Source organism: Pantoea graminicola, assembly GCF_048452665.1.
Classification (GTDB): Bacteria; Pseudomonadota; Gammaproteobacteria; order Enterobacterales; family Enterobacteriaceae; genus Pantoea.
Window position 1 is genome coordinate 492,831 of sequence record NZ_JBLWSJ010000001.1, and the last position, 24,645, is coordinate 517,475.

Annotated in this window: 18 protein-coding genes; 16 read left to right on the forward strand and 2 right to left on the reverse strand. The window is 57.2% G+C overall.

The genetic code is table 11. The features are described from left to right. Window positions 1–259 precede the first annotated feature (259 nt). A complete protein-coding gene (gene ycaO / locus ACNY69_RS02460; RefSeq protein ID WP_111138814.1) occupies window positions 260–2,023 on the reverse strand; it encodes a 30S ribosomal protein S12 methylthiotransferase accessory factor YcaO in 1,764 nt (587 codons plus the stop codon). A gap of 312 nt (window positions 2,024–2,335) precedes the next feature. On the opposite strand from ycaO, the gene serC reads away from it, so the two are divergent. The 12 genes from serC to ACNY69_RS02520 all read left to right on the forward strand — a co-directional run bounded on the left by serC (window position 2,336) and on the right by ACNY69_RS02520 (window position 16,329). Next, the gene (serC, locus tag ACNY69_RS02465; RefSeq protein WP_293773889.1) at window positions 2,336–3,421 is read left to right on the forward strand and encodes a 3-phosphoserine/phosphohydroxythreonine transaminase; all 1,086 of its coding nucleotides are present in this window, start codon (window positions 2,336–2,338) and stop codon (window positions 3,419–3,421) included. 82 nt (window positions 3,422–3,503) lie between these two features. After that, window positions 3,504–4,790 carry a 3-phosphoshikimate 1-carboxyvinyltransferase gene (aroA, locus tag ACNY69_RS02470; protein WP_367396216.1) on the forward strand — a complete coding sequence of 429 codons (1,287 nt, stop codon included), beginning with the start codon at window positions 3,504–3,506 and terminating at the stop codon, window positions 4,788–4,790. A 197-nt stretch (window positions 4,791–4,987) separates the two neighbouring features. Further along, window positions 4,988–5,674 carry a (d)CMP kinase gene (gene cmk / locus ACNY69_RS02475; RefSeq protein WP_111138811.1) on the forward strand — a complete coding sequence of 229 codons (687 nt, stop codon included), beginning with the start codon at window positions 4,988–4,990 and terminating at the stop codon, window positions 5,672–5,674. A gap of 108 nt (window positions 5,675–5,782) precedes the next feature. Beyond that, the gene (rpsA, locus tag ACNY69_RS02480) at window positions 5,783–7,456 is read left to right on the forward strand and encodes a 30S ribosomal protein S1 (protein WP_003849352.1); all 1,674 of its coding nucleotides are present in this window, start codon (window positions 5,783–5,785) and stop codon (window positions 7,454–7,456) included. A gap of 82 nt (window positions 7,457–7,538) precedes the next feature. Next, entirely contained in the window at window positions 7,539–7,823 is a 285-nt protein-coding gene (gene ihfB / locus ACNY69_RS02485; RefSeq protein WP_003849360.1) for an integration host factor subunit beta, read from the forward strand. Window positions 7,824–8,020: 197 nt separating this feature from the next. Beyond that, window positions 8,021–10,276, forward strand: a complete 2,256-nt coding sequence (locus ACNY69_RS02490; RefSeq protein ID WP_418797255.1) for a DNA internalization-related competence protein ComEC/Rec2 — start codon at window positions 8,021–8,023, stop codon at window positions 10,274–10,276. A gap of 34 nt (window positions 10,277–10,310) precedes the next feature. Further along, window positions 10,311–12,059: a lipid A ABC transporter ATP-binding protein/permease MsbA gene (gene msbA, locus ACNY69_RS02495; protein ID WP_111138809.1), complete on the forward strand. Its 1,749-nt coding sequence runs from the start codon at window positions 10,311–10,313 to the stop codon at window positions 12,057–12,059. After that, window positions 12,056–13,042 carry a tetraacyldisaccharide 4'-kinase gene (lpxK, locus tag ACNY69_RS02500; protein WP_293773895.1) on the forward strand — a complete coding sequence of 329 codons (987 nt, stop codon included), beginning with the start codon at window positions 12,056–12,058 and terminating at the stop codon, window positions 13,040–13,042. Before msbA ends, lpxK begins: the two co-directional genes overlap by 4 nt. A 39-nt stretch (window positions 13,043–13,081) precedes the next feature. Next, the gene (locus ACNY69_RS02505; protein WP_418797257.1) at window positions 13,082–14,296 is read left to right on the forward strand and encodes a winged helix-turn-helix domain-containing protein; all 1,215 of its coding nucleotides are present in this window, start codon (window positions 13,082–13,084) and stop codon (window positions 14,294–14,296) included. Between the two features lie 104 nt (window positions 14,297–14,400). After that, entirely contained in the window at window positions 14,401–14,583 is a 183-nt protein-coding gene (locus tag ACNY69_RS02510; protein WP_009091101.1) for a Trm112 family protein, read from the forward strand. Continuing rightward, on the forward strand, window positions 14,580–15,329 hold the full coding sequence (gene kdsB, locus ACNY69_RS02515; RefSeq protein WP_111138806.1) for a 3-deoxy-manno-octulosonate cytidylyltransferase: 750 nt from the start codon (window positions 14,580–14,582) through the stop codon (window positions 15,327–15,329). Before ACNY69_RS02510 ends, kdsB begins: the two co-directional genes overlap by 4 nt. Before the next feature lie 106 nt (window positions 15,330–15,435). After that, complete coding sequence (locus tag ACNY69_RS02520; protein WP_111138805.1) at window positions 15,436–16,329, forward strand: phosphotransferase; 894 nt, start codon at window positions 15,436–15,438, stop codon at window positions 16,327–16,329. Here ACNY69_RS02520 and elyC read toward each other — a convergent pair. Then, complete coding sequence (gene elyC, locus ACNY69_RS02525; RefSeq protein ID WP_111138804.1) at window positions 16,309–17,094, reverse strand: envelope biogenesis factor ElyC; 786 nt, start codon at window positions 17,092–17,094, stop codon at window positions 16,309–16,311. The genes ACNY69_RS02520 and elyC overlap by 21 nt on opposite strands. 125 nt (window positions 17,095–17,219) lie before the next feature. On the opposite strand from elyC, the gene cmoM reads away from it, so the two are divergent. Genes cmoM through mukB form a run of 4 tightly spaced genes read left to right on the forward strand, consistent with a single transcriptional unit; the run spans window position 17,220 to window position 24,514 of the window. Then, window positions 17,220–18,005: a tRNA uridine 5-oxyacetic acid(34) methyltransferase CmoM gene (cmoM, locus tag ACNY69_RS02530; protein WP_293773903.1), complete on the forward strand. Its 786-nt coding sequence runs from the start codon at window positions 17,220–17,222 to the stop codon at window positions 18,003–18,005. Continuing rightward, entirely contained in the window at window positions 18,002–19,324 is a 1,323-nt protein-coding gene (gene mukF / locus ACNY69_RS02535; protein ID WP_111138802.1) for a chromosome partition protein MukF, read from the forward strand. Before cmoM ends, mukF begins: the two co-directional genes overlap by 4 nt. Continuing rightward, window positions 19,305–20,030, forward strand: a complete 726-nt coding sequence (gene mukE / locus ACNY69_RS02540; protein ID WP_111138801.1) for a chromosome partition protein MukE — start codon at window positions 19,305–19,307, stop codon at window positions 20,028–20,030. The genes mukF and mukE overlap by 20 nt, the downstream gene beginning before the upstream one ends. Continuing rightward, entirely contained in the window at window positions 20,027–24,514 is a 4,488-nt protein-coding gene (gene mukB, locus ACNY69_RS02545; RefSeq protein WP_367396218.1) for a chromosome partition protein MukB, read from the forward strand. Before mukE ends, mukB begins: the two co-directional genes overlap by 4 nt. The last annotated feature ends 131 nt before the right edge of the window (window positions 24,515–24,645 follow it).

The window sequence follows — 24,645 nt, forward strand, 5'->3', positions numbered from 1 at the left end:
AACTATCTAATTTATTGAAAATAATGAATTAAATAAATTTTAAAAATACAAAAAATATTTTAAAGGCTGGAGGCGGAACCTTTTACTGAAAGAGGGGGCGTCAGGATTGAAACGATTGCATGTTAAATAAAATGATGCACTGTAATAAATAAGAATTTTAATGACGCTAATGTTTCAGTAAAAAAAGAGGCGGGAATAATGGCACCAGATAAATCCGGTGCCATGTCGTGCTGATGGTGTCAGGTTGCCCTGTCAGGCATTACGCGTTTTTCCAGAACTGACGTTTAGCCGCTTGCAGTTTTTCGTAGGCGGCAAGCAGGGACTGATGCGCAGGGAATGCCTGCAGCGTGTCATCAACTGGCTGAAGGCCATAGAATGGACTCTCACCACTGATAGCCGCTGAAGCCGCCTCCATTGCACTTTCACCATACATCCGCAGGAAAGCGTGATGATACTGCAGCGGATCGCGCTCATCTTCCATCGCCAGTAACAGCAGCGTCTGCAGGCAACGATAATAGTTTGCCCGCTCAGGCGTGAAGATTGAGCTGTTGAATTCCATTGTCCATTCAGTCCAGATCAGCGCCTGATCCAGATCGCCGCCTGCCAGCGCCAGCATCGCTTTTAACTCGCCCACGCGCAGCGTGTACCAGCCATTGTCTTTACCGGTCGCCAGACCCAGCAGCTCACGCACGCGCGTGAAGTCGTCAAAGCCTTCATCGTCAAGCTGACCGATCAGGTCCAGATACTCTTCCGGATTCCAGTTGCTGTCAGGCAGGGAGAGCAGGGTTTCACGGATACCCGCGCCCATGCTGTTGTTCGCCAGCACCAGATCTTCCGCCGGATAGATGTCTGACATGCCCGGTACGATGATACGGCAGGCGTATACGCCCAGATGCTCGTAATCGGCGATGTAGACTTCCTGATCTTCAGCGGCAAAGATCGCCATCAGTGTGGCAAATTCCTGCTCGGTGCTGCCCGCAAATGACCAGTCAACAAAGTCGTAATCGGCCGTCTCTTTGAACAGATCCCAGGAGATCAGACCGCTTGAATCGATGAAGTGCGTTTCGAGGTTGGCATGTTCAGCGACCTCCTCGTCGTCAAAAGTCGGTGGCGTAAACACGTCCAGATCTTTGAGGCTGCGGCCCTGCAGCAGTTCGGTCACGGTACGCTCCAGCGCCACACCAAAATCCGGGTGCGCGCCAAAGGAGGCAAAACAGGTGCCATTGGCAGGGTTGAACAGCACCACGCAGATGACCGGGTATTTTCCGCCCAGCGAGGCGTCATAGGCGAAAATCGGGAAGCCTTCTGCTTCCAGACGGGCAATCGCTTCTGTCACGTCAGGATAACGCTGCATGACGGCATCCGGGATGGCAGGCAGACTGATGGCTTCAGCAATAATGCGATTTTTAATGTAGCGTTCAAACACTTCCGACAGGCCCTGAACACGCGCTTCATTCGCCGTGTTACCTGCTGACATGCCGTTTGAAACATAGAGGTTGCCGATAATGTTCATCGGGATGTAGACGGTCTGCTGGTCGGACTGACGGGTAAAGGGCAGGGCACAGATCCCCCGCTCGGTATGACCAGACTGCAGATCAATCAGGCCGGACGCCGTCAGCGCCTGGTCAGGATCGTAAAACGCCCGCAGGCGCGGGTCCAGAATCCCTTCAGGCAGTGACTCATCGTCAGGGACGGCGAACCATTTCTCATTGGGATAGTGCACGAAATCGCCGTTAGCGATCTCTTTTCCCAGCCAGAAGTCAGCAAAAAAGTAGTTGGTTGAGAGACGCTCAAAATATTCGCCCAGCGCAGACGCCAGCGCCGCTTTTTTGCTGGCCCCTTTGCCGTTGGTAAAACAGAGCGGGCAATCGCGGTCGCGGATATGCACTGACCAGACATGGGGAACAGGATTAAGCCAGGATGCTTCTTCAATATTAAAGCCAAGATCCTGCAGCTTGTTCTGGAAACGCGCAATGGAGTCTTCCAGTGCGGCATCTTTGCCCGGGATAAATGTTTGCGTCATTGTGGCGCTCTCTCAGTTGTCATAGGGTGCGTAAAGCGCGCCATGATACGGACTTTGCTGACTGACCGCTATCAGGGCGGATAATTTTACCGGCTTAGTTTTCATCAGGCCCGCCTGCCAGCCAAATGCGGATTCACGGGGCCGGATGACGCCTCACAAAATTCCGTGCCGGTTTGCATTGGTAACATAACCTCCGGCGAGCCGGATTCAGAAAATGTGACCGCGCCCTGATTTATGATTGCAGCTATCAGAATGCAGTGATAAAACCGGATGATTATTCATAACCGTTCGATATGACAGTGGTGAGGGGAAATGACGCAGGTTTATAATTTTAGCTCTGGCCCGGCGATGCTACCGGTTGAAGTCCTTCGTCGTGCAGAACAGGAGCTGACGAACTGGCGCGGTCTGGGTACCTCTGTAATGGAGATCAGTCACCGCAGCAAAGAGTTTATTCAGGTGGCTGAAGAGGCAGAACAGGACTTCCGTGATCTGCTAAAAATACCGTCGAATTACAAAGTTTTATTCTGTCATGGCGGGGCGCGTGCGCAGTTTGCCGCCGTGCCGGGGAACCTGCTGGGAAGTGCGACCCGCGCCGACTATGCCGACGGCGGCTACTGGGCGCATAGCGCAATTAAAGAAGCGGAAAAATATTGTTCTCCACGCACGCTGGATGTCAAAACGACCCGCGACGGCAAACGTGCCATTCTGCCGATGCGCGAGTGGGCGGTCAGTGAAGACGCCGCTTACCTGCATTTCTGCCCGAATGAAACCATTGATGGCATCGCCATTGATGAACAGCCCGACTTTGGCAGCAAAACAGTCGTTGCTGATTTCTCTTCGACCATTCTGTCACGCCCTATCGACGTCAGCCGCTATGGCGTCATCTACGCAGGTGCACAGAAAAATGTAGGGCCAGCCGGCTTAACCCTGGTGATTGTGCGCGAAGACCTGCTGGGCCAGGCGCACGCCTCCGTGCCTTCTATTCTCGATTACAAAGTGCTGGCCGATAACGATTCAATGTTTAACACCCCGCCCACTTTTGCATGGTATCTCTCCGGGCTGGTGTTTAAGTGGCTGAAAGAGAAGGGCGGTGTAGCCGAAATTGATCGCATCAACCAGGCAAAATCTGACCTGCTGTATGGGGTTATCGACCACAGCGGCTTCTATCGCAATGATGTGGCGGCGGAGAACCGTTCCCGCATGAATATTCCTTTCCAGCTGGCTGATGCTTCTCTGGATGCGCTCTTCCTGGAAGAGTCGTTCAGGGCGGGCCTGCATGCGCTGAAAGGGCACCGTGTCGTAGGCGGTATGCGCGCCTCTATTTATAATGCGATGCCGCTGGAAGGCGTAAAAGCGCTGACGGATTTCATGGTTGATTTCGAACGCCGTCACGGCTGATTATTAAGATCTCAGCAATTATGCTGATGCCAGACCTCGTCATACGGCGAGGTCTCTGTATTTTTTGAGGATTTCGTTTCACATGCAGGACTCCCTGACTCTCCAGCCCATTGCCCGCGTCAATGGCACCGTAAATCTGCCAGGCTCAAAGAGCGTTTCCAATCGTGCTTTGCTGCTGGCTGCGCTGGCTAACGGCACCACGCGTCTCACCAACTTACTCGACAGCGATGATGTCCGGCACATGCTGAATGCGCTGACCGCGCTGGGCGTGAGCTATACGCTTTCCAGCGATCGCACGGTGTGTGAAGTCACAGGTAATGCCGGGCCGCTGCATGCTGCACAGCCGCTGTCACTGTTCCTGGGGAATGCCGGCACCGCAATGCGTCCGCTGGCTGCGGCGCTCTGTCTGGGCGAGCACGATCTGGAGCTGACCGGCGAACCGCGCATGAAAGAGCGTCCTATCGGCCATCTGGTGGATGCCCTGCGTCAGGGCGGCGCGACCATCGAGTACCTGGAAAACGAAAACTATCCGCCGCTGCGTTTACGGGGTGGGTTCACCGGCGGTGACGTCAGTGTGGATGGCAGTGTCTCCAGCCAGTTCCTGACCGCACTGCTGATGACCGCACCGCTGGCGCAGCAGGATACCTGTATCACCATTAAAGGCGATCTGGTTTCCAAACCTTACATTGATATCACCCTGAACCTGATGCAGTGCTTCGGCGTCACTGTGGAGAATCAGAACTATCAGCGCTTCCTGATCAAGGGACAGCAGCAGTACCAGTCGCCAGGTGACTATCTGGTTGAAGGCGACGCCTCTTCCGCCTCCTATTTTCTGGCTGCAGCCGCCATCAAAGGTGGCACGGTGCGGGTCACCGGGATTGGTCGCCAGAGCGTGCAGGGCGATATCCGGTTTGCAGACGTGCTGGAAAAAATGGGCGCAACCATCGAGTGGGGCGATGATTACATTGCCTGTACTGCGGGGAAACTGCAGGCGATCGATATGGACATGAACCATATTCCGGATGCCGCCATGACCATTGCGACTACCGCCCTGTTTGCTGAAGGCACAACCCAGTTGCGTAACATCTATAACTGGCGGGTTAAAGAGACCGATCGACTGAGCGCCATGGCCACTGAGCTGCGCAAAGTGGGGGCAGAGGTTGAAGAGGGACATGACTACATTCGTATCACGCCGCCGGCCACGCTGATCCATGCCGATATCGGTACCTACAACGATCACCGTATGGCGATGTGCTTCTCTCTGGTGGCGCTCTCCGATACGCCGGTGACCATTCTGGATCCCGGCTGCACCGCTAAAACCTTCCCGGACTATTTTATTCAGCTGGCAAAAATCAGCCAGCCTGCCTGATATCTCCTCTCCGGTGCGGTTTCGCACCGGATCCCCCCGGTTTGATCTGGCTGTCATTCCGCAGAGATCCTCTGAATTAACTAAGATTTCGAACCCTGTCAGTGCGAAAGGGTAACCAAGCCATGCTATGCAGCGTATAATGCTATGCATTATTGGTGACCAGATGGTCATAAGGCACGCAGCAACAGGAGGGAATAATGACAGTAACTGCCCCGGTCATAACTATTGATGGGCCAAGTGGAGCGGGAAAAGGAACCCTGTGCAAAGCCATGGCGGAATCGCTGCAGTGGCATCTGCTGGACTCCGGTGCGATTTACCGCGTGCTGGCGTTAGCCGCACTGCATCATCAGGTGGATATCGAGTCTGAAGAAGCACTGGTGCCGATTGCAGCGCATCTTGATGTGCGTTTCGTGTCACAAAACGGTGAAATGCAGGTTATCCTCGAAGGCGAAGATGTTACCGGTGAAATCCGCACGCAGGAGGTGAGCAATACCGCTTCCCGCGTAGCTGCTTTTCCGCGGGTGCGTGAGGCGCTGTTGCGCCGTCAGCGTGGTTTCCGTGAAATGCCGGGCCTGATTGCAGATGGTCGTGACATGGGCACCGTGGTTTTTCCGGATGCGCCGGTGAAAATTTTCCTCGATGCCAGCCCGGAAGAGCGTGCTCAGCGCCGTATGCTACAGTTGCAGGATAATGGCTTTAATGTTAACTTTGACCGCCTTTTAGCCGAGATAAAAGAGCGCGACGACCGCGATCGCAATCGCGCAATTGCCCCTTTAGTGGCTGCTGCTGATGCACTGGTGCTGGACTCTACCGCGATGTCTATCGACCAGGTCATTGAAAAAGCACTACATTATGCCCGCGAAAAGCTGGGCATTCCGGCTTAACTGAATTTATCACCCCGTACCACGGACCCGGTGCAGGGCATGTGAAACAACCCCATCCGACATGAAGTCAGATGGACGTTAAATTGAAGAATCCTGAAGATTATCAATATGACTGAATCTTTTGCTCAACTATTTGAAGAATCCTTAAAAACAATCGAAACCCGCCCGGGTTCTATCGTTCGTGGCATCGTCGTTTCTATTGACAAAGATGTCGTTCTGGTTGATGCGGGTCTGAAATCTGAATCTGCAATTCCTGCAGAGCAGTTCAAGAACGCAGCCGGCGAACTGGAAATCCAGGTAGGCGACGAAGTTGATGTTGCTCTGGATGCAGTGGAAGACGGCTTCGGTGAAACCCTGCTGTCCCGTGAGAAAGCGAAGCGCCATGAAGCATGGATCACGCTGGAGAAAGCTTACGAAGACGCTGAAACTGTTACCGGTGTTATCAACGGCAAAGTTAAAGGCGGCTTCACAGTTGAGCTCAACGGTATCCGTGCGTTCCTGCCAGGTTCACTGGTAGATGTGCGCCCGGTGCGCGATACGCTGCACCTGGAAGGCAAAGAGCTTGAGTTCAAAGTGATCAAGCTGGATCAGAAACGCAACAACGTCGTGGTTTCACGTCGTGCGGTTATCGAATCCGAAAACAGCGCAGAGCGCGATCAGCTGCTGGAAAACCTGCAGGAAGGCATGGAAGTTAAAGGTATCGTTAAGAACCTCACTGACTACGGTGCATTCGTTGATCTGGGCGGCGTTGATGGCCTGCTGCACATCACTGACATGGCATGGAAGCGCGTTAAGCATCCTAGCGAAATCGTCAACGTGGGCGACGAAATCACCGTTAAGGTGCTGAAGTTCGACCGCGAGCGTACCCGTGTTTCTCTGGGTCTGAAGCAGCTGGGCGAAGATCCATGGGTGGCTATCGCTAAACGCTATCCGGAAGGCACCCGCCTGACCGGTCGTGTGACCAACCTGACTGATTACGGCTGCTTCGTAGAAATCGAAGAAGGCGTTGAAGGTCTGGTACACGTTTCTGAAATGGACTGGACCAACAAAAACATCCATCCGTCTAAAGTTGTTAACGTAGGCGACGTGGTTGAAGTTATGGTTCTGGACATCGACGAAGAGCGTCGTCGTATCTCCCTGGGTCTGAAGCAGTGCAAATCTAACCCATGGCAGCTGTTCGCTGAGACGCACAACAAAGGCGATCGTGTTGAAGGTAAAATCAAGTCAATCACTGACTTCGGTATCTTCATCGGCCTGGACGGCGGCATCGACGGTCTGGTTCACCTGTCTGACATCTCCTGGAACGCGACTGGCGAAGAAGCCGTTCGTGAGTACAAAAAAGGCGACGAAATCGCTGCCGTTGTACTGCAGGTCGATGCAGAGCGTGAGCGTATCTCTCTGGGCGTTAAACAGCTGGCAGAAGATCCGTTCAACAACTACATCACTCTGAACAAGAAAGGTGCCATCGTCACCGGTAAAGTGACTGCAGTTGACGCTAAAGGTGCTACAGTTGAATTAGCAGACGGCGTTGAGGGTTACCTGCGCGCTTCTGAAGCTTCACTGGATCGCATTGAAGATGCAACTCTGGTTCTGAACGTTGGCGACGACGTTGAAGCTAAGTTCACCGGCGTTGATCGTAAAAACCGTGTCGTAAGCCTGTCTGTCCGTGCGAAAGACCAGGCTGATGAGAAAGAAGCTATCAATACTGTTAACACCAAACAGGAAGAAGGCAATTTCTCCAGCGCCATGGCTGAAGCGTTCAAAGCGGCTAAAGGCGAGTAATCGACCTGAAGCACCGGGTGGGCAACCACCCGGTTTCGGTAAAAGCTGTCATTCATTCCAACAGGGATAAACCGGAGGTTACATGACCAAGTCAGAACTGATTGAAAGACTGGCGGGACAGCATACTCATATACCGGCGAAAGTCGTTGAGGATGCAGTAAAAGAGATGCTGGAGCACATGGCCACTACGCTGGCACAGGGCGAACGTATCGAAATCCGGGGATTCGGCAGTTTTTCTTTGCACTATCGTGCTCCGCGTACTGGACGTAACCCGAAAACGGGTGACAAAGTGGATCTGGAAGGTAAATACGTTCCCCACTTTAAGCCAGGCAAAGAGCTGCGCGATCGCGCAAACATCTACGGCTAAGCTGATACCGAACCAGATAAACGACATCTCCGGATGTCGTTTTTTTTTGCCTGCGATCCACCCTGTGGCCTGATAGCCGTCGCGCGGTCATCCGCAACCTCACTTTTTTTGCGAGGCATCCCGAACCTCCCCGATCCTCTCCTGTTTCTTTTCTGGCCTTTGCGCACAATAGCCGGAGTGAATGATGGGACGCGATTATGCTGACATGGACCGTTCTGGCGCGACTGGCAATCGCTGCCACACTCCCTTTACTGCTGATGCCCAGCCTGCCTTCGGGAGAGGTGATTGGGGCGCTGCTGCTTACAGGCCTGCTATTGCAGCATTCTCCTTATCCATCTATTCGTCTGGTCGCTATCACGCTGCTGTTGGTGGCATGGGCCTGCAACGATGCCCGCCTGATGGTGCGGGATATTGAGCGGCTCTCCGCACGTCCAGCAGCCTTTACGGTTCAGGTCAGTGAGGTTCGCACGGAGCGTAAACAGATTCGGGTTCGTCTGTTAACTGAACAGGAGAAGATGATCTTTCCGCCTCGCTTTGCCTGGATCGGGTTCGACGCTGACCTGGAAAATTACTGCCCGGGTCAGCGCTGGAAGATGCGGCTCACTCTGCGACCGATTCATGCCCGACTTAACGAGGGCGATTTCGATGCGCAGCGTTTTGCACTGGCTAACAATACGCCGCTACAGGGCCGCATTCTCAGCCAGCTTGCGGTCGATGAGCGTTGTGATGGCCGCTGGCGTTTCATTCTGAAGCAGCGTGAGAGAAATCGCGCTACCTCCACACAGGCGACGCTGGAGGCGCTGGCGTTTGGCATCAGGGATGGGATGAGCCCGCAGACGCGCCAGCTTCTGCGGGAAACCGGCACCGCGCATCTGATGGCGATATCCGGCATGCATATCGCGCTGGCCGCCAGCACCGGCTGGCTGATGGCGCGCGGCGTACAATTTTTTCTGCCCGCCCGCTGCATCGGCTATCTCTTTCCTCTTGTCGTGAGCTGGCTGATTGCGGCTCTCTATACCTGGCTTTCAGGTGCACAGCCTCCCGCTGAACGCTCGCTGCTGGCTCTGTCGCTGTGGGCGCTCACCCGGTTTGCCGGCGTTCAGCTGAACAGCTGGCAGGTCTGGACGTTCTGTATTGCGCTGCTGCTGGTGACGGATCCTTTAACGGTACTCTCCGACAGCTTCTGGCTCTCGGTGCTGGCTGTCGGCATGCTGCTGATCTGGTATCAATGGTTTCCGCTGCCGGCAGCGTTCCGTTTTCAGCGGCGCTGGCTGCCCCTGCAACTGCTGCATCTGCAGGCAGGCATGATGATTTTGATGGTGCCGCTGCAGGTGGCGATTTTTAACGGCATCAGCCTGACCGCGCTGGTGGCGAATGTTGTTGCGATTCCGATTGTCTCATTTCTCACCATGCCGCTGGTCACGCTCGCCATACTGATGCCGCTTGCTTCTCTGTCGGCTTTCTTCTGGCAGGCCGCCGATTACTCGCTGCGCGCCCTGTTTTATTGTCTGACACTACTGCCCGACGGATGGTGGCCCCTGAATGGCACCACCTGGTTTGCGGTGATGGTATGGGGCGGGCTGATTCTCTGGCGTGCGCAGCTCTTCTTTTCTCTGCCGTTCAGCAGTGGTGCGCTGGCGCTGTCAATGATACTGAGCCGCCAGCCCACGGCAGAGCAGGGCTGGCGAATCGACATGCTGGATATCGGCCACGGCCTGAGCCTGGTGATCAGCCAGGGCAATGAGGCCGTGATGTATGACACCGGCCCACGCTGGGAGAATGATAATGCGGGCAGCCGGATTATCGTTCCGTGGCTGGATCGCAGGCAGTTACGGTTAAAGCAGATCATCCTGAGTCATAAACATCTGGATCATACCGGCGGGCTGGCGGCGATCACGCAACGCTGGCCAGGCGCGCAGATCAGAAGTGCATTGGGAGAAAAGACGCATCTGCCCTGTGTGCGCGGCACCCGGTGGCAGTGGCAGCAGCTCAGTTTCCGGGTGGTCTGGCCGCTGACGGCTGCCGGGGCGGGCGATAATAACGACTCCTGTGTCATCATTGTCGATGATGGCCGGGTCCGGCTGATGCTGACCGGGGATATTGAGGCGAAAGCGGAGCGTCAGCTGGTCGCGCTGGAGAAGCAGGCGCTGAAGGTCGATATTCTGCAGGTCCCGCACCACGGCAGCCGCACTTCATCCACTTCGCTGCTGCTGCGTAAGACGGCAGGCCACACCGCTCTTGCCTCTCTGGCGCGCTACAATGCCTGGCGAATGCCAGCGAAAGGGGTGCTGGAAAACTACAGAAGGGCCGGTTTTCGCTGGCTGGATACCGGGCAGTCCGGGCAAATCACGCTCCGGATAGCGCAGGGCAGAGTGCAGATTTTTAGCCTGCGGGAACAATTAATGCCCCGCTGGTATCATCAGTGGTTTGGCGTCAAACGCGAATCCAGGTAGAATGGCCGGCTATTTCCAACAGCGTGAATAAATAATGCATCAAGATAAAGATCTCTCTACGTGGCAGACGTTTCGCCGACTCTGGCCGATGATCGCGCCTAATAAAGCGGGATTGATTGTGGCCTCGGTCGCCCTGATTATTAATGCTGCGGGCGACGCCTTAATGCTCTCCCTGTTGAAACCGTTACTGGACGATGGCTTTGGTAAAGCAGACAGGTCGGTGATGCTGTGGATGCCGTTAGTGGTAATTGGCCTGATGCTGGTTCGCGGCGTAACCAGTTATGTCTCCAGCTACTGCATCTCCTGGGTCTCTGGCAATGTCGTGATGAACATCCGCCGTCGGCTGTTCAGCCATATGATGGGCATGCCGGTGTCGTTTTTTGACCAGCAGTCCACCGGGACCCTGCTGTCACGCATTACTTACGACTCTGAGCAGGTCGCCTCATCCTCTTCCGGCGCACTGGTCACCGTAGTGCGTGAAGGGGCCTCCATCATTGGCCTGTTTATCATGATGTTCTACTACAGCTGGCAGCTGTCGTTAATCCTGATTGTTCTGGCGCCCATCGTCTCATTTGCCATCCGCACCGTCTCTAAACGCTTCCGCTCAATCAGCAAAAGCATGCAGAACACCATGGGACAGGTCACGACCAGCGCCGAACAGATGCTGAAAGGGCATAAAGAGGTGCTGATCTTTGGCGGTCAGGAGATTGAAACGGAACGTTTCTCCCGCGTCAGTAACCGTATGCGTCAGCAGGGTATGAAGCTGGTTTCGGCATCCTCCATCTCCGATCCGGTTATTCAGCTGATTGCTTCGCTGGCGCTGGCGTTCGTACTCTACGCCGCCAGCTTCCCCAGCGTCATGGATACCCTGACCGCCGGTACGATCACCGTCGTCTTCTCCTCAATGATCGCGCTGATGCGACCACTGAAATCCCTGACCAACGTCAATGCGCAGTTCCAGCGTGGCATGGCGGCCTGTCAGACCCTGTTCTCGATTCTGGACAGCGAGCAGGAAGTGGACAACGGTACGCGCGAAATAACCCGTGCGAAAGGGGATATCGAATTCCGCGATGTGACCTTTACCTATCCGGGCCGCGACATACCGGCGCTGCGCAATATTAACCTGTCGCTGCCGGCAGGCAAGACGGTGGCGCTGGTGGGCCGTTCCGGTTCCGGTAAATCGACGATGGCAAGCCTGCTGACCCGTTTTTATGACATTCAGGCGGGAGAGATCCTGCTGGACGGTCACGATCTGCGTGAGTACAGCCTGCGCTCGCTGCGTAATCAGGTCGCCCTGGTGTCGCAGAATGTCCATCTCTTCAACGATACCATCGCCAATAACATCGCGTATGCGCGCAGTGAGCAATACAGCCGTGAAGAGATCGAGCGGGCGGCCACTATGGCGCATGCCATGGACTTCATCAACAAGATGGACAAAGGTCTGGACACCGTGATCGGTGAGAATGGCGTGCTGTTGTCCGGCGGTCAGCGTCAGCGTATTGCGATTGCCCGTGCGCTGCTGCGTGATTGCCCTATCCTGATCCTGGATGAAGCTACCTCTGCGCTGGATACGGAGTCGGAACGTGCCATCCAGTCGGCACTGGATGAGTTGCAGAAGAACCGCACCTCCCTGGTGATTGCGCACCGGCTCTCCACGATTGAAAAAGCGGATGAGATCGTGGTGATCGAAGATGGTCAGATTGTCGAACGTGGCACGCATCAGGCGCTGCTGGAAGAGCGCGGTGCTTATGCCCAGCTGCACAAGATGCAATTCGGCCAATGATTGAACGTATCTGGAGCGGTCGCTCACCGCTGTGGCTGCTGCTGTGGCCCTTCAGCCTGCTCTATGGGGCGATCACGGCTCTGATACGGCTTAGTTACCGGCGCGGCTGGCGTAAAAGCTGGCGCGCGCCGCTGCCGGTGGTGGTGGTAGGAAACTTAACGGCAGGGGGCAATGGCAAAACGCCGGTCGTGATCTGGCTGGTCGACGCGTTGCAACAGCGCGGTCTGCGCGTGGGCGTCGTCTCACGAGGCTATGGCGGCAGGGCAGAACACTATCCTTTACTGGTCACCGCGCAGACCAGCACGAAACAGGCCGGGGACGAACCGGTCCTGATCGCCCAGCGCACTGCGGCCCCGGTTGCGGTTGCCCCGAAACGGCGACAGGCGATAGAGGCATTACTGGCGCAGGGCCCGCTGGATTTGATTATTACGGACGACGGCCTGCAGCATTATGCTTTGCAGCGCGATCGGGAAATTGTGGTGGTGGACGGTGTGCGTCGCTTCGGGAACGGCTGGTGGTTGCCTGCCGGTCCGATGCGCGAACGTGCCGACCGACTGCGGCAGGTCGATGCTGTGATCGTCAACGGAGGCGAAGCGCAGCCTGGCGAGATCACCATGCAGCTTCAGCCCGGCCTGGCCACCAACCTGCTGACCGGTGAAACCCGTCCGCCTGAAGAACTCGGAGAAGTGGTGGCAATGGCCGGGATCGGTCATCCTCCCCGTTTCTTCACCACGCTGAAACAGCAGGGCATAACGCCGGTGGCCGAGATCGCCTTTGCCGATCATCACGCCTACAGTAAAGAAGAGCTGACCCGACTGGTGCAGCCCAGCCAGCAGTTGCTGATGACTGAAAAAGATGCGGTGAAATGCCGCGACTTTGCTCAGCCAGAGTGGTGGTATCTGCCGGTCGATGCCCGTTTAACCGGCAACGCCGTCACACCGCTGCTGGACGATATCGAACAACTCTGCCGCCGTCAGCCCTGACGGCGTCACCCATTCAGGTAACGCCTGATAAGGAAGAGGATGAACACCCCGCATTCACTTTCGTTACAACAGGCACGTCACCTTCATCTCGCCGCGCAGGGCCTGCTGCGTCCGCCGGCAAAGCGTGCGGTTTATCAGGATCTGATTGACTGCATCTCCCGCATGTCGCTGCTGCAAATTGACACGATTCATGTGGTGGCCCGCAGCCCCTATCTGGTCCTCTTCAGTCGTCTGGGAGACTATCCTCAGGCCTGGCTCGAACAGGCGCTGGCCCAGGGTGAGATTTTTGAGTACTGGGCACACGAAGCCTGTTTTATTCCCCGGTCTGATTACAGGCTGCTGCGTCATCGTATGTTGTCACCGGAACGTCTGGGGTGGAAATATAATGCGCAGTGGGTTGCCGAACATCAACAGGAGATAGCGGAATTACTGCAACAGATCAGGGATAACGGCCCGGTGCGCGCCGCCGACTTCACCCGGACGGTTAAGACGCCAGCGGGATGGTGGGCATGGAAACCGCACAAGCGTCATCTGGAAAACCTCTTCAGCGCCGGTGAACTGATGGTCGCCGAACGCCGCAATTTCCAGCGCGTCTACGATCTGCGCAGCCGCGTAATGCCAGAGTGGCAGGATGCGAAACATGGCATCAGCGAGGCCGAAGCAACCCGTCAGATGCTGCTGAACAGTGCCCGCAGCTTAGGGGTTTTCCGCGCGGCCTGGCTGGCCGATTACTATCGCCTGAAACGGACCCCCGTGAACGCTTTTATCGCGGAGGCCGAAGCGGCGGGCGAGCTGGTCGCCGTTAATACCCAGAAGCTGGGTGCGATGTGGCTGCATCGTGACCTTGTGCCGCTGCTGGAAACGCCTCTGCAGGCGACGCACAGTGCGCTGCTGTCGCCGTTTGATCCGGTCGTATGGGATCGGAAACGCGCGCTGGAACTGTTTGGCTTTGACTACCGTATCGAGTGTTACACCCCGGCTGAAAAGCGCAAATTTGGCTATTTCGTTTTGCCTCTCCTTCATCGCGGCGAGATAAAAGGGCGGCTCGATGCCCGCATGGTGCGCCAGGCCAGACAGCTGGAGATTAAAAACATCTGGCTTGAAGAGGAGACGCGCGTTACGGCACGCTTTGGCACCGACATCCGGCGGGCCATTGAACGCTTTGCGGCCTGGCAGGGGGCGGAGAGCGTCACGCTCCTGCAGATGCCCGATTCACTAAAAGAACACTGGCCCGCGCACTGGACGCTGAGGTGAGCGTTTTTACGGCGGCCGCCGCCGAAGACGTTTTCCCCCATCCCGCCTGCGTCACGCTATGGTATGCTTGAGCTCTCAAGCATTCGGTCCCTGATGGAGGACATATGGATCATCGTTTACTCGAAATCGTTGCCTGCCCGGTTTGTAATGGCAAACTCTACTTCAACAATGCTCAGCAGGAGCTGATCTGCAAACCTGACGGCCTGGCCTTCCCGGTCAGAGAGGGCATTCCGGTGCTGCTGGAAACGGAAGCGCGCACCCTCTCTGTTGAAGAGATTCATCCATGAGTTTTACCGCCATCATCCCGGCGCGTTATGCCTCAACCCGCCTGCCTGGCAAGCCCCTGCTCGACATTCACGGTAAACCGATGGTGGTGCATGTGATGGAGCGTGCCCGCGAATCGGGCGCCAGCCGGGTCATTGTCGCGACCGATCATCCTGACGTGGCGCAGGCAGTGGAAGCGGCAGGCGGCGAAGTCTGCATGACGCGCGTCGATCACCAGTCCGGCACAGAGCGGCTGGCCGAAGTGGTCGAAAAATATCAGTTTGCCGACGATGAAATCATCGTCAACGTTCAGGGCGACGAGCCGATGATCCCGGCTGAGATTGTGCGGCAGGTGGCCACCAACCTGGCGGGATCGTCGGCCGGCATGGCGACGCTGGCCGTACCGATCACCGATGCCGAAGAGGCCTTTAATCCTAACGCGGTGAAAGTCGTGATGGATGAGAAAGGTTACGCGCTCTACTTCTCACGGGCGACCATTCCCTGGGATCGTGAGCGTTACGCCGCCTCGCGCGAACAGATCGGCGATACGCTGCTGCGCCACATTGGCATCTACGCCTATCGTGCCGGTTTTATCCGGCGCTACGTCGCCTGGGCGCCCTGTCCTCTGGAGCAGATTGAGCTGCTGGAGCAGCTGCGTGTGCTGTGGTATGGCGAAAAAATCCATGTTGCCGTAGCGAAAGCGATCCCCAGCGTCGGCGTTGATACGCCAGAGGATCTGCAACGCGTCCGCGAGGCGATGCAATCCTGAAAACCGGGGAGCCCGTCTCCCCGCTTCAGTGCAGAATTTTTGATCCGCCGCTAAACGCCCGACCTTCCTTCAGGATAGTGTGATCTTCATCTGAGGAGGATGCCGTATGGAACAACTCAAAACGGAACTCACGCTGGCGCTGGGTGAAACCATCAGCCGCCTCGAAGTTATCAGCGAACATCCGCCAACCCGGCTTTATGCGCTCTACGATCGGGAAGGGCGTCCGATGCCCGTGGTGGCCAGATATTTTCGTCATCAGGGCCGGGCGGCGATGGAAGCCAGAAAGCTGGCGCTGCTGGGGCAGGCCGGGCTGATCGCCGTGCCCGCCGTCTATGGTCTGGTGATGAGCCAGCGGCCACCCGTTCATGAAATGCTTCTGCTGGCGCGGCTGGATGGCGTGACGGCGGAAGCGCCTGCGCGGAATGCCGGACGCTGGGATCAGTTCTGCGAACAGGTGGTCGAGGGGCTGCTGGCCTGGCACCGCCTCGACAGTCACGGCCTGGTGGGAACGGTAGACAGCACGCAGCAGAATCGCTGGCCCGCCTGGTATGCGCAGCGGGTGGAGGTATTGTGGGCCACGCTGGGCTACCTGCGGCCGCCCGCCTTCACGCTGGAGGATCGGCAGGTGCTGTTTCGCTGCCGGGCACGGCTGGCGCATCTGTTCCGCGACTTCGACGATCCCTGCGTGATGGTGCACGGCAACGTACGGCTGCAGAGTATGCTGAAAAGCAGCCGCAGCGATCAGTTAATTGCAATGACGCAGCCGGGCACGATCCTCTGGGCGCCGCGTGAATATGATCTGATTCACCTGGGCGGCTCGCCCGCCGAAACGGCGCTGCTGCACGCTTATTTGCAGCGGGCACCGGTTTCCGAGGGCTTTCTCTGGCGGCGATGGCTCTATCAGCTCTGGGACTGCATCGATCAGATGATTCAGACCGGTCTTTTCGATCGTGCCCGTTTCGACCACGCGCGGGCGCAGCTACTGCCCTGGCTCGGTTGAGCCGACGTTTTCGCCTCTGAGCCGCTGCAGCAGCGTGCCCAGTGTTTCATAGACGGCCCGTTCACTGTGACTCAGCCAGATTGACGAGGGAATAGCCCGTTCCCATCCATTCAGGGGGGACGTAATCGCCAGCTGATTGGCGGGCGCGGCGATTGGCTGCAGCCCGACCGCGTGGAAAAAGCGGATGGCCCGCGGCATATGGTTCGCGGAGGTGACCAGCAGGAATGGGCGTCCACCCACCACCTCTTTTACCGCCCGGGCTTCATCCGCCGTGTCGCGCGGCTGATCGAGAATCTGAATATGTTCGCGGGCAACGCCCAGACTCTCCGCCACCTGCGCGGCCACCCAGGCGCTGCTTCTGGGATTGGTGCCACCGGCGGCGCCGGTAAAGATCAGGGTGGCCTGCGGATTTCGCTGCCACTGGCGGATGCCCTCCGCCACGCGCGGCAGGCTGTTATTGAGCAGGTTCGAGCTGGGTGCCCAGGCCGGGTTAAACGTATAGCCCCCGCCGAGCACCACAATGTAATCGACCTTCGCTGTACCATTCCAGGTCGGATAGCGGCTGTCCAGCGGCAGCAGCAGACGATCGGCCAGCGGTTGCAGGCTCAGCAGCAGCATGAGCAGCCAGCTGACGGAGATCACGGTTTTGCCGCTTTTCTGCCAGCCAGTAAACCAAAGCAGTAAAATGCCCAGCGCCATCAGCGAAAGCAGCAGCGGCAGGGGTAAAAGCAGCCCGCCAATGACTTTTTTCAGGGTAAATAACATCAAAAACGCGTCCTGTTGTCCGAAAATAGAGCACCCGGAAGGGAAGATGGGGATGAAAGGTTCATTCTTCTGGTGCCTGTGACAAAATAGCACAAGTCTCACCGCAGCATACCGGAGCGCATGCCATGCAGGATCGTAACTTTGACGATCTCGCGGATAAATTTTCGCAAAATATTTACGGCACCACGAAAGGGCGAATACGCCAGGCCATCCTCTGGGACGAGCTGGAAAAGATCGTGCCCAGCCTCTCTTCATCCCCGCTCACCGTGCTGGATGCAGGCGGCGGTGTGGGGCAGGTCTCCAGTGGCCTCGCCGCGCAGGGGCATCAGGTTCTGTTGTGCGATCTCTCTGGCGAAATGCTGCGCCGGGCCGAAGAAAATGCCGCAGCACAGGGTGTGAGCCACAACATGCAATTCAGACAAATCAGCGCTCAGCAGGTGGGCGAACATTTGGATAAGCCGGTGGATCTGGTATTGTTCCACGCTGTGCTTGAGTGGGTCGCTGAACCGGAGGCAGTGCTGAAGGCGCTGTTTGATTCGCTGCGTCCGGGCGGCGTTATGTCGCTGATGTTTTACAATCTGCACGGCCTGACACTGCGCACCCTGACGCTGGGAAACTTCGGCTATCTGCGCACGAATCTGACCAAACGCAAAAAGCGCACGCTGTCGCCTGATTATCCGCGCGACCCCGAACAGGTCTACCGCTGGCTTGAAGCGTGTGGCTTTGTGATTGAGCAGCGCGCCGGTATCCGGGTGTTCAGCGACTATATGAAGCCGCCCAAAGGCGAGCCGAAAAGCGACGATGAAATCATTGAGATGGAGCGGCGTTACTGCCGTCAGGAACCCTTTTTGAGCTTAGGGCGTTACATTCACGTAACCGCGCGTAAACCCGGGCAGAAGGACGAATTATGAGTGAATTTTCCCAGACGGTACCTGAACTGGTCTCCTGGGCGCGCAAAAATGACTTTTCTCTTGCGCTGCCGGTGGAACGTCTGGCCTTTTTGCTGGCTATCGCCACCCTCAACGGTGAGCGAATGGATGGCGAAATGAGCGAGGGCGATCTGATCGATGCTTTTCGCCACGTCAGTAAAGCTTTCGAACAAACCCATGAAACTGTGCTGGTCCGTGCCAACAACGCCATCAACGACATGGTGCGACAGCGTCTGCTCAACCGTTTTACCAGCGAGCTGACCGAAGGCAACGCCATCTATCGTCTGACGCCACTGGCAATCGGCATCACTGACTACTACATCCGCCAGCGTGAGTTTTCAACGCTGCGCCTGTCGATGCAGCTTTCGATTGTCGCCAGTGAGCTGAAACGGGCCGCCGATGCCGCTCAGGAAAATGGTGATGAGTTTCACTGGCACCGCAACGTTTTCGCGCCGCTGAAATATTCGGTGGCGGAGATCTTCGACAGCATTGATATGACCCAGCGTCTGATGGATGAACAGCAGCAGGCGGTGAAAAACGACATCGCCGAACTGCTGAACAAAGACTGGCGCGCGGCTATCTCCAGCTGCGAAATGCTGCTCTCTGAAACGTCCGGCACGCTGCGTGAACTGCAGGATACGCTGGAAGCGGCAGGGGACAAACTTCAGGAAAATCTGCTGCGCATTCAGGATGCCACGCTGGACAGTCCCGATCTGGGCTTCGTCGATAAGCTGGTGTTTGATCTGCAAAGCAAGCTCGACCGTATCACCAGCTGGGGCCAGCAGGCGATCGACCTGTGGATCGGCTATGACCGTCATGTCCATAAATTTATCCGTACCGCCATCGACATGGATAAAAACCGCGTCTTTGCGCAGCGTCTGCGGGTCTCGGTGCAGAACTACTTCGATTCCCCCTGGGCACTGACCTACGCCAACGCCGACCGCCTGTATGACATGCGTGACGAGGCGCTGACGCTGCGGAATGATGAAGTCATGGGCGAACTGCCGCCGGAGATGGAGTACGAAGAGATCAATGAAATTCGCGAACAGCTGGCAGCGATGATCGAAGAGGCGCTGCAGGTCTATAAAGCGCAACAGAAACCGCTCAACCTCGCGTCAGTGATGCGTGACTACCTGGCTCAGTACCCACGCGCCCGCCATTTCGATCTGGCGCGGATTGTGGTCGACCAGGCGGTGCGTCTCGGCGTAGCGGAAGCTGATTTAGCCGGTTTGCCTGTGGAATGGCAAGCCATCAATGATTACGGAGCCAAGGTGCAGGCACATGTCATCGACAAATATTGAACAAGTGATGCCGGTTAAACTGGCACAGGCACTGGCCAACCCGATTTTCCCAGCGCTGGACAGTCAGTTACGCGCCGGACGTCATATCGGTATCGAAGAGCTGGATAACCACGCTTTTCTGATGGATTACCAGTCATACCTCGAAGAGTTTTACACCCGCTATCACGTTGAGTTAATTCGTGCTCCGGAAGGGTTTTTCTATCTGCGTCCGCGTTCAACCACGCTGATCCCGCGTTCGGTACTCTCTGAGCTGGATATGATGGTCGGCAAGATCCTCTGCTACCTCTATCTCAGCCCGGAAAGGCTGGCCAATGAGGGGATCTTCACCCAGCAGGAGCTGTATGACGAACTGCTCTCTCTGGCCGACGAGAACCGTCTGCTGAAGCTGGTCAATCAGCGTTCGACCGGCTCCGATCTGGACCGCACCAAACTGCAGGAGAAAGTGCGCGCTTCCCTGAGCCGCCTGCGTCGCCTGGGCATGGTGTGGTTTTTCGGCAACGACAGCAGCAAATTCCGCATCACCGAATCGGTGTTTCGTTTTGGTGCCGACGTGCGCGGCGGCGATGACGCGCGTGAAGCGCAGCTTCGCCTGATTCGGGATGGCGAAGCCATGCTACTGGAAAACGCGACAGCAGCGGTCGACACCGACGAAGGTGAAGGGCAGGAAAGCGACGCGAGTGAGAACGCAGAGGAAGAACAGGCATGATTGAGCGCGGAAAATTTCGTTCGCTTACGCTGATCAACTGGAACGGCTTTTTTGCCCGTACCTTTGATCTTGATGAATTAGTCACCACGCTGTCCGGCGGTAACGGTGCAGGCAAGTCCACCACGATGGCCGCCTTCGTGACGGCGCTGATCCCCGATTTGACGCTGCTGCACTTCCGTAATACCACCGAAGCGGGCGCCACCTCCGGCTCCCGCGACAAAGGTCTGCACGGTAAACTGCGCGCCGGGGTCTGCTACTCGATGCTGGATGTGGTTAACTCACGTCATCAGCGTGTGGTGGTCGGCGTCCGCCTGCAGCAGGTGGCGGGACGCGATAAAAAGGTCGATATCAAGCCCTTCAGTATTCACGGCCTGCCCACCGACACCAATCCGACCGACATGCTGACGGAGGTGCTTAACAGCCGTCAGGCGCGCGTACTGCCGCTGAACGAGGTCAAAGAGCGCGTCGAGGCGCAGGAGGGCGTGCAGTTCCGCGCCTATAACTCAGTCACTGACTATCACGCCATGATGTTTGATCTCGGCGTGGTGCCGCGTCGTCTGCGCTCTGCCAGCGATCGCAGCAAGTTCTATCGCCTGATTGAAGCCTCGCTCTATGGCGGGATCTCCAGCGCCATCACTCGATCGCTGCGTGACTACCTGCTGCCTGAAAACAGCGGGGTGCGCAAAGCGTTCCAGGATATGGAAGCCGCGCTGCGCGAGAACCGCATGACGCTGGAAGCGATTCGCGTGACGCAGTCTGACCGCGATCTTTTCAAGCACCTGATCTCCGAGGCGACCAGCTACGTCTCAGCGGACTATATGCGTCACGCCAACGAGCGACGGGGGCACCTCGACAGCGCGCTGCAGCTGCGCAACGAGCTGTTCAGCAGCCGCAAGCAGCTGGCAACCGAACAGTATCGTCACGTTGAGATGGCGCGCGAACTGGCTGAGCACAGCGGCGCAGAAAACGATCTTGAAGTCGATTATCAGGCCGCCAGCGACCACCTGAACCTGGTGCAGACCGCGATGCGTCAGCAGGAGAAGATTGAACGTTACGACGCGGATATCGAAGATCTGACCCTGCGGCTGGAAGAGCAGACCGAAGTGGTCGCCGAAGCGCGCGAAATTCAGGAAGAGAACGAAGCCCGCGCCGAAGCAGCCGAGCTGGAAGTGGATGAGCTGAAAAGCCAGCTGGCCGATTTCCAGCAGGCGCTCGATGTGCAGCAGACCCGTGCTATCCAGTATCAGCAGGCCTTGCAGGCGCTGGAGCGCGCCCGGACGCTCTGTCAGCTGCCCGAACTGAACATTGATAATGCGGCAGAGTGGCAGGAGAGCTTCCAGGCTAAAGAGGAAGAGGCGACAGAACGTCTGCTCCATCTGGAACAGAAGCTGAGCGTGGCGGAAGCGGCGCACAGTCAGTTTGAGCAGGCGCTGGCGCTGGTCACCAGCATCGCCGGTGACGTGACGCGACAGGATGCGTGGCAGATCGGCCGCGAACTGCTGCGCGATGCGAGCAATCAGCGTCACCACGCCGAGCAGCTCTCGTCGCTGCGTCTGCGTCTTAATGAACTGGAACAGCGTCTGCGCGAGCAGCATGAGGCGGAGCGTCTGCTGGCCGAGTTCTGCAAGCGTCAGGGACAGCACTACGAACCCGATGCGCTGGCGGATCTGCAGCAGGAGCTGGAAGCCCGGATCGAGCAGCTGAACAGCAGCGTGTCGGACGCCGGTGAACAGCGCATGAAGATGCGTCAGGAGCTGGAGCAGCTGCGTGAGCGCATCACCAGCCTGACCGCCCGTGCCCCTCACTGGCTGGCGGCGCAGGAGATCCTGACGCAGCTCAGTGAGCAGACCGGTCAGGCGCTCAGCAGCAGCCAGGATGTCACCGAATATATGCAGCAGCTGCTGGAGCGTGAGCGTGAAACCACCGTCGAACGCGACGAAGTGGCTGCCAGCAAACGCGATATTGAGCAGCAGATTGAGCGACTGAGCCAGCCAGGCGGTGCGGAAGATGCGCGTCTGACCCAGCTGGCCGAACGGTTTGGCGGCGTTCTGCTCTCTGAAATTTATGATGATGTGACACTGGATGATGCGCCTTACTTCTCGGCGCTTTACGGTCCGTCGCGTCATGCGATTGTGGTGCCCGATCTCTCGCAGGTGCGCGAGATGCTGGACGGGCTGGAAGAGTGCCCGGAAGATCTCTATCTGATCGAAGGGGATCCGCAGTCGTTCGATGACAGCGTTTTCAGCGTCGATGAGCTGCAGAATGCCGTTGTCGTGAAGGTCGCGGATCGTCAGTGGCGCTACTCGCGCTTCCCGAAAATACCGCTGTTTGGCCGCGCAGCGCGTGAGAATCAGCTTGAGCAGCTGCACCTTGAGCGCGACAAACTGGCTGAACGCTACGCTACGCTGTCGTTTGATGTGCAGAAAACCCAGCGTCTGCATCAATCCTTCAGCCGCTTTATCGGTTCACATCTGGCTGTCGCCTTTGATGACGATCCGGAAGCGCAGATCCGTCAGCTGGGCGCGCGGCGGGGCGAGCTGGAGCGGGCGCTGAATCAGCATGAAAGCAACAACCAGCAGCAGCGTCAGCAGTATGAGCAGGCGAAAGAGGGCGTGTCGCAGTTAAACCGTCTGCTGCCTCGCGTTAATCTGCTGCTGGACGATACCCTGGCCGACCGCTGCGAAGAGATCCGTGAGCAGGTCGATGCCGCGCAGGACGCGGCGCGCTTCCTGCATCAGCATGGCGCTAAGCTGGCGAAACTTGAACCGATCCTCGCCGTATTGCAGAGCGATCCGGAGCAGCATGAGCAGCTTCAGGCCGATTATCAGCAGGCGCAGCAGCAGCAGCGCAGCGCACGTCAGCAGGCCTTTGCCCTGACCGAAGTGGTACAGCGCCGAGCACACTTCAGCTATGAAGACTCTGCGGGCATGCTCAACGGCAACAACGATCTCAGCGATAAGCTGCGCCAGCGTCTGGAACAGGCGGAAAGCGAACGCAGCCGCTGTCGCGATCGCCTGCGGGAACATCAGGCCCAGCTGACGCAGTTCACTCAGGTGCTCGCCTCGCTGAAGAGCGCCTGGGATGCCAAACGCGACATGCTGAAGGAGTTGCAGCAGGAGATGCAGGATATCGGCGTTCAGGCCGATAGCAGCGCAGAAGCCCGTGCACGCGTACGTCGTGATGAGCTTTACACGGCCCTGAGCCACAACCGTGCCCGCCGCAATCAGCTGGAAAAACAGCTGACCTTCTGTGAAGCGGAGATGGACAACCTGCAGAAGCGACTGCGTCAGCTGGAGCGAAATTATCATCAGGTACGTGAGCAGGTGGTCAGCGCGAAAGCGGGCTGGTGTACCGTGCTGCGTCTGGTCAAAGAGAATGGGGTGGAGCGCCGTCTGCATCGACGCGAACTGGCCTATCTGAGCGGCGATGAGCTGCGTTCGATGTCCGATAAAGCACTGGGTGCGCTGCGTCTGGCGGTGGCGGACAACGAACATCTGCGGGATGTGCTGCGGCTGTCGGAAGATCCCAAACGTCCGGAACGTAAAATTCAGTTCTTTATTGCGGTCTACCAGCATCTGCGCGAGCGTATCCGTCAGGATATTATTCGCACGGACGATCCGGTGGAAGCGATCGAACAGATGGAAATCGAGCTGAACCGGCTGACGGAAGAGCTGACTGCGCGTGAGCAGACGCTGGCGATCAGCTCCCGCAGTGCGGCGAATATCATCCGTAAGACCATCCAGCGTGAGCAGAACCGTATCCGCCAGCTTAACCAGGGCCTGCAGACCGTCAGCTTTGGTCAGGTTCGCAGCGTGCGGCTCAACGTGAACGTGCGTGAAACCCATTCAATGCTGCTGGACACCCTCTCGGAAGAGCATGAACAGCATCAGGATCTGTTTAACAGCAACCGCCTGACCTTCTCGGAGGCGCTGGCGAAACTTTATCAGCGCCTGAATCCGCATATCGACATGGGACAGCGCACGCCGCAGACCATCGGTGAAGAGCTGCTGGACTACCGCAACTATCTGGAGATGGAAGTGGAAGTGAACCGTGGGTCGGATGGCTGGCTGCGGGCAGAGAGCGGCGCGCTGTCAACCGGTGAGGCGATCGGTACCGGTATGTCTATCCTGGTGATGGTAGTACAGAGCTGGGAGGAGGAGTCACGTCGTCTGCGCGGCAAAGATATATCGCCATGCCGTCTGCTGTTCCTCGATGAGGCAGCCCGTCTGGATGCCCGCTCCATCGCCACGCTGTTCGAGCTGTGCGAGCGACTGGAGATGCAGCTGGTGATTGCCGCGCCAGAAAACATCAGCCCGGAGAAAGGCACGACCTATAAGCTGGTGCGTAAAGTGTTCAATAATACCGAGCACGTCCATGTGGTCGGGCTGCGCGGTTTTGCCGCCGATCCCTCACCGGTGCGGCCGGGCAGCGACGCGGATGCGCTGCCTGATTTAACTGCTGAAAATTCCCAGGCAGAGACGTAGTCAAAAACTGAACCATTGGTTAATCTGGTTACGGCATTTGTCACAGAAGGCAAATGCCGTTTTTGTTTGTATACTCAACATTATGAGTAGCAGCCCGAACGCAGTCGTTACAGGGAACGCTGCGTAGTTGA